The sequence below is a fragment of the Gluconobacter aidae genome (assembly GCF_009547075.1).
GTDB classification, from domain to species: domain Bacteria; phylum Pseudomonadota; class Alphaproteobacteria; order Acetobacterales; family Acetobacteraceae; genus Gluconobacter; species Gluconobacter aidae.
Map to the genome: position 1 here is coordinate 1 of NZ_WIPH01000058.1, position 6702 is coordinate 6702.

6 protein-coding genes are annotated in these 6702 nt (G+C 53.4%); 1 reads left to right on the forward strand and 5 read right to left on the reverse strand.

Going from position 1 to position 6702, the window contains the following annotated elements; genetic code table 11:
- Positions 1-857: hypothetical protein (locus GFJ39_RS13110; protein ID WP_228391960.1), on the forward strand; the 857-nt coding region annotated here is incomplete at its 5' end.
- A 233-nt stretch (positions 858-1090) separates the two neighbouring features.
- Here GFJ39_RS13110 and GFJ39_RS13115 read toward each other — a convergent pair.
- The 5 genes from GFJ39_RS13115 to GFJ39_RS13135 form a co-directional block, all read right to left on the reverse strand.
- Positions 1091-4273: a type I restriction endonuclease subunit R gene (locus GFJ39_RS13115; RefSeq protein ID WP_153431827.1), complete on the reverse strand. Its 3183-nt coding sequence runs from the start codon at positions 4271-4273 to the stop codon at positions 1091-1093.
- Positions 4270-5541 (reverse strand): restriction endonuclease subunit S, encoded by a 1272-nt coding sequence (locus tag GFJ39_RS13120; RefSeq protein WP_153431829.1) that lies wholly within the window; start codon positions 5539-5541, stop codon positions 4270-4272. The genes GFJ39_RS13115 and GFJ39_RS13120 overlap by 4 nt, the downstream gene beginning before the upstream one ends.
- Complete coding sequence (locus tag GFJ39_RS13125) at positions 5534-5839, reverse strand: nucleotidyltransferase family protein (protein ID WP_325062948.1); 306 nt, start codon at positions 5837-5839, stop codon at positions 5534-5536. Before GFJ39_RS13125 ends, GFJ39_RS13120 begins: the two co-directional genes overlap by 8 nt.
- A complete protein-coding gene (locus GFJ39_RS13130; protein WP_153431830.1) occupies positions 5836-6240 on the reverse strand; it encodes a nucleotidyltransferase substrate binding protein in 405 nt (134 codons plus the stop codon). Before GFJ39_RS13130 ends, GFJ39_RS13125 begins: the two co-directional genes overlap by 4 nt.
- A partial coding sequence (locus GFJ39_RS13135; RefSeq protein WP_153431832.1) for an N-6 DNA methylase occupies positions 6237-6702 on the reverse strand: 466 nt, incomplete at its 5' end. The genes GFJ39_RS13130 and GFJ39_RS13135, both read right to left, overlap by 4 nt.

The window sequence follows — 6702 nt, forward strand, 5'->3', positions numbered from 1 at the left end:
TCTTTCCCAATCACCTTACCCAAGTGGGTCAAACAGTATCTCAGATAGGCATCGCCATGACGATGATGACTGCGGTCTCACTCTGCGACGCCTTAAAGATCGCTGCTAAAGCTGAAAACGACTTTTTGCAATTTGCATCCGTCTGCCGGATTTTCAATATCCATGATCGCGTCAGTCCGCTTAATACCGCACAAGAAGATGCTCTCGATGCGCTTTTGAAACTGGTCGTGAAGGACGCTCCACGATGGGCTGCATGGATGTTAGCTTTCGCTGCTCGTCCTTATCGAGCAAGCCAAATGCAGCCAGCTATCGGACGCTGCTTGGCATTGGCGGATGAGGCGGCGCTTCATGCTTACGTCGATGCCATTTGCCTCCAGCCAAACTGTCTCGGACGAGACGAAGTAAAAACATGCCTAGACGCCTTTGCGAACCGCGTGCCCTTAGAAAGACGCCAAGCTGCTTGGACAATGGCGTTCGCCCGATGGTCGAAATGGAACTTCAATGCGAGCGAGGACCATTCTTCACCGATCGAAATTACTTTGTCGAATATCGATTTTGCAATCGTTGGCTATGCTGTGGAATGCCTTACTCCAGCAGAGCGAGAGAAGCACATCGCCGATTTGTTGTGTATGGTCGAGCGAGCAGAGCATGTGTGGCACAAATCGCAGCTTCAATTTATGTGCTACATATATCGAATATTGTCTAATGCTCAACCTTTTATTCATGCACGCGAGTGCAGTGATGATCGAGATAAATGGCTTTGGAGTAAAAATGGGAAATACTTTTTCTCCCATCTTGACGATCCGTACTGGCGTTTAAGATGTGGGATACACGATATTTCTAGTAGGAAATTATAGAACTTACGGTGGCCATAATCGGCTGCGCGACTGTGCTCGAAAGTGGACGTTGCCCAAGGTTAAGGGTTCTAAAAACTCTCTTTTTAAGCTGCTTCAGAATCGTAAGACATTGATATTGCTATACACTTAGCGCGCTTAAGAAGAGTTTTTCGAACTATCCATGTCTGATTTTTGTCTAATCAGACTGATTGCGGACATTCCGCTTCCCCCAAAAGTGCGACGTTCGTGGTGACTTATTTTGTCGCGTCTGCCCATAGCGGAGCGAATTCCTCAGCCTGCCGCAGAATATTCTGCACGGCCTCATCCTGCATATCGGGTGGGTAGCCGTATTTTCGTAGCAGGCGTTTGACGGCCGTGCGCATTCTGGCCCGTGTCGGGGCCATGACGTTCCAATCGACGGTCGCATTTTCTCGGATCGTTTTGACCAGGGCAGCCGCAATCACGCGCAACCCTGGATCTCCCATCGCATCGCGGGCACTCTCATTGCGGGCGAGGGCATCGTAAAACGCGACCTCCTCTGGGGTGAGGCCCAGTTCTTCTCCTCGGGCGCGAGCCGCGGCCATTTCCTGTGCCAGCCGGATCAGTTCATCCAGGATTTGCACAGAGGTCAGGGCATTGGAATGGTATCGGCCTACGGCCTGTTCCAGCCGGGCGGAGAAAGCCTCGGCCTCTGTCAGGTTTGACCGGCTGCGGCTGCGGATCTGACCTTCCAGAAGTTTTCGTAAGGCTTCGATAGCCAAATTGCGCTGGGGCATCTCCCGGACTTCCTGAAGAAACCCATCCGACAGGATGGAAATGTCAGGACGCCCAATCCCCGCAGCTTCCATAATGTCGATAATATCTGTCGACACCACAGCCCGGCTGACCAGTTGTTTGATCGCCAATTCGCGTTCCTGTGGGCTGACTCGGTCTGAATCATCGCCGCTTTGTTTGACCAACGCGGCACGAACAGCCTCGAAAAATCCGACTTCATCGCGTAACGCCGCAGCTTGCTCACTGGCTGAGGCCAGTGCAAACGCCACCGAAAGCGTTTTAACTGCATCTGGAAAGCGTTTCTGCGCAGCCTTCCGGCCTTCGTCGCTTGTGGCTCGTGTAGCTTCGTTTTGCTGCTCTCCTAAAATATGATCGAGAGCCCCCGCCATGATGGAGAGCTTTACCTTGGGAGACGTTCCGGGGCGCAGGGCCGGGCGATAATCAAACCCACCAGCCTGTTCAGGATTGAACATCGCCCGGACAATCTCATAGCGTTCCTGAAGAACCCGGATCGCCTCGGCCTCATCAATACCGACCTGTTCCCGGTCTCCAGCAGAATATTCCCCCAGAGCTGCCTTCAGGTTCTGAGCCAGACCGATATAGTCCACGACCAAACCACCGGGCTTGCCCTTGAAGACGCGGTTGACGCGGGCAATCGCCTGCATCAGACCATGCCCCCGCATTGGCTTGTCCACATACATCGTATGCATGGACGGCACGTCAAAACCCGTCAGCCACATATCCCGGACAATCACCAATTTCAGCGGGTCAGAATTGTCTTTCATCCGCTTAGCCAGTAATTCGCGGCGGACTTTTGGACGTTTGCCGATATGCTGCTGAAAGCTGGAGGGATCAGAAGAACTGCCTGTCATCACGACCTTGATGACGCCTCCAGCGTCATCATCGCTGTGCCAGTCTGGACGAAGGCTGATGATTTCGTCGTAAAGTGCTACGCAGATCGCACGGCTCATACCCACGATCATGCCCTTGCCGTCCAGTGCCTCAAGGCGTTTTTCAAAATGCTGGACCAGATCCTGTGCGATGCGGCGCAGACGTGGTTCCGCACCAACCAGAGCCTCTATCCGTGAGTATTTCTGGCTGAGTTTGTGCTCTTCGCTTTCTGACAATCCCTCGACAATGTCGGCCAGTTCGTCGTCAAGCTCGCCCTTAACGTCCTCATCCAGTTCAATGCGGACGAGGCGGCTTTCATAGTAAATTGGCACAGTTGCGCCATCTTCCACGGCCTGGGCAATGTCGTAGATGTCGATGTAATCGCCGAAGATGCCTCGCGTGTTGGCGTCGGCGGTTTCAATCGGTGTTCCCGTAAAGCCGATGAAAGACGCATTGGGCAGAGCATCGCGCAGATGCTTGGCAAAGCCGTAAGAAACCTTGCCTGTCTCACGATTAAACTTTGCATCCAGCCCGTACTGGCTGCGATGCGCCTCATCCGCCATGACCACGATGTTGCGGCGGTCCGTCAGAAGCGGAACGTTTTCTTCGTCCCCCTCGGGTTGGAACTTCTGCAATGTGGTGAAAATCACACCACCTGACGCCCGCCGGAGCAGTTTGCGCAGATCGTCCCGGCTGTCCGCCTGTTCCGGTGTCTGGCGCAGAAGGGCCTGTGCGCCGGAGAAGGTCGCGAACAACTGATCGTCCAGATCGTTACGGTCCGTCAGGACAATGATGGTCGGGTTTTCCATCTTCGGATGACGGGCGATGACACCAGCATAGAACGTCATCAGCAGGCTTTTGCCCGAACCCTGCGTATGCCAGATGACCCCCGCCTTGCGGTCGCCACCCTGCGCCGTGGCCCGGACGGTCTGCGTCACGGCTTTCCGGCAGGCATGGAACTGGTGATAGGCGGCGAGGATTTTGATCGGGCTGCCATCTTTTTCCGTGAACAGCACGAAATCCCGAACCAATGCTAGAAGCCAGCGCGGGGTGAACACGCCCCGCAAAACGGTTTCCATTTCCTGATGGTTCTTCGCCACCAGATCTTCGCCGTCGATTGTCCGCCATGGCATGAAGCGTTCGCGGTCGGCTGTGAGAGAGCCAACGCGGGCCTCCGTGCCGTCCGAGATCACCAGAACTTCGTTGAAACGGAACAGGGATGGGATGAAGGATCGATAAGTCTGGAACTGATTCCATGCGGAATCCAGCGTGGCGTGTTCGGAACTTGGGCTTTTTAATTCAATTACGCCCAGAGGCAGGCCGTTGACGAAGAGAACGATATCCGGCCGCCGGTTTGCCTCGTTTTTTTCGACCACGAACTGACGCACGGCGAGGAAGTCGTTGCGCTCGGGATGCTCAAAATCCAGCAGTCGCGCCCTGTCTCCAGATTGTGTGCCGTCTTCCCGCACGACGTCTACAGGAACCCCATCAACGAGATAGAAATGCAGACGGCGATTTTCGTCCACGACATCTGGCGTATCTTCGCGGCGGAGCGCTAGCAAGGCTTCGTCCCTCGCGGCTTGCGAGAGATGCGGGTTCAGGCGGTCTATGGCGGCTCGAAGGCGGCCAGTCAGAATGACGTCCGATAACGAGGCGCGTTCGGGATGGGCGCCGCCGGGTGAGATTTCTGGCCCCGTGGTGACGGTGTAACCGCATTCCCGCAGGATCTCGCAGGCCCAGTCCTCGATCTCATTTTCGGACAGGAAACTCATAGCGCGTCCCCCACCATTTTTTCGGCGTCACGAATGCGGATTTCGCCGGATATCAGTTTGGGGAGAAGGAGGTCGCGGAGTTGAGCGAGGGTACGAGCCTCCTGTTTATTCCGCACAATTTTTTCATAAAAAACTTCTGCTGCATCATTGAAAGAAGACATTAAGTCCCGACTGAGAACTATAGCGGTAAATTCGTTTATATCACCTTTTCCTAGATGAATGACGGTTGTTGCAACCTCTGTATCTTCGATAAATTTTAATTGAGGAATTATGGTTTCTCTTAAAAATACAGAAGATATTCCCTCGTTTGGGAGGAATATACATACCCGTTGATTAAGCCACGCTTCTTCACCACCCCAGAGATGAGCGCGAAACTCACCATCCATTCCAACAACAATCATACCAGGTAAAATCTTGAAGCCTTTGGGATGATTTTCTGTTGTCCACACTCCCGGTTTTTCAGATGGCAAATCTCTGATCCTTACGAGTGGGATACCTTCGCCCTGTGTATTGAATAGACTTGATGCGAAAGGTGCGCCGTAAACCACTGACGCCACGTCATAAATGCTAGAGAATTTCCACCCTTCCGGTTTCCCCTCATTATCCAGCCTGTCGGGGAAAAGCTCCCATATTTCGGGGGCGAGATAAGGCGCTTGCCCGGCCATTTTTGCGCGTGTCGGACCGAAATCGACAAACCAGTCCCGAAACAACGCCCGCGCCATCGCTTCCAGCGTCTCGTTCGTCCGACGGTTGAGGTCGATCTTGTCGTCAATGGAAGATAGTAAAATTCCGATGCGTTTCTGTGTATCGAAAGAGGGATATGAAATAGGAACAGATCTCAAAGCTTTTTGACTAATGCCCGGGACAGTTGTGCCTGTCGAATAGCTTTTGAGTATGTTCTGCTGTGATGGAGAGGATAACAAGTAACGTAAAAAGGTGTTGTCAAGAACGCCGCTTTTCCCCCGCAAACAAACGATGCGCTGCCCTAATGCATATTGGACAGTTTCTTCTGTAAGCTGGATAACTTCGCCCATAGGGCCTTCTGTCGTCATCACAACATCGCCAACGTGTGGCGAACCTCTCACCATCCATTTCGAATAATAATCGGAAGCGATTTTTTGTTCGATGGGGTGAAGCAGCCCGCTGGTTTTCACGACTTTTGCGGAAAGAACCGGGATTCCTATTGGCGATTTTGGTGGACTCTTCCCTCGATAGTCTAATAGGGCGTCGAGGCAGTTTTCGAGAACATCGTCTTGCCAATCAGTCATGAAATATGATGCCTGAGTTATCAATTATATTTTGGAATGTCGCATCGACCTGCACCCAATCCAGCACATCCACTTTCCACGGAAGATCGGACGCTGAAAACGCCTCTTCCAGCTGTGCCCGCGTCTCCAGCGGCAACGGTTCATCTCCCATAATCGCCAGATCCAGATCCGAGAACGGCTTGGCCTTTCCCGTCACACGCGACCCAAACGCCCGCACGTCGCGATCAGGCACAATCTCGTTGAGAATACGCAGAACGATGGCCCGTTCTTCGGGTGTGATATCGATTTGATCTGTCACGCCGTCCGTTCTTTCAGAACAGCCAGCATAAATGCAGCTTCCTCGATAAATGCCGGAATTTCCGCCACGACCTGCTTTGCGGACGCCTCATTATAGGTATGACTGGTCATGTTGCGCATTTTGCGAAACACGCTCCATTGCGGCCATGCGCTTTTCAGAAGCCCGGCTTCGTTGGCAGACCGGATGAGGTCCGGAAAGCCCATCCGGTCATATTCTTCCGGCGAGGCCGCATTGGCTTCGAGAAAGCGTTTGAGCGTTTTATGGCTCAATTCATAGGTGAATTCGAAACGCTGGATCAGTCCGTCACGCAGCTGCTCATCGTCCGGATGTGCCACATGCCGCTCCCAGCCTTCTTTCAGGCGATTCAACGCCCGCTCCAGTGGGACAAGATATAGGGTCATGATCCCTCCTGCGGGACGATCAGTTTGAGAGAGGCCGCAATTTTGGCGTTCAGCTCCTCGCCCTGACGGAACTGCTCTTGCAGGGTTTTCTCCAAGGCAGCGAAGCGTTCACTAAAGGGTACGCTATCTTCTTCGGCCTCTTCTGCACCGACATAACGGCCGGGTGTTAGAACAAAGCCGTGCTGCTCAACCTCATCGAGCGTAACGGATTTGCAGAAGCCGGGAATGTCTTCATAGGAAGACGCATTCTTCTCGCCACGCCATGCGTGATAGGTGTCTGCAATACGCGCAACATCAGCATCCGTCAGTTCCCGACGGGTTCTGTCCACCATCGTGCCAAGTTTGCGAGCGTCGATGAAGAGCATTTCTCCGCGACGGTCCCGCCAGTCTTTCTGGTTTTTGGTCCGGGTCAGGAACCAGAGACAGGCTGGAATCTGGGTGGAATAGAACAACTGACCAGGA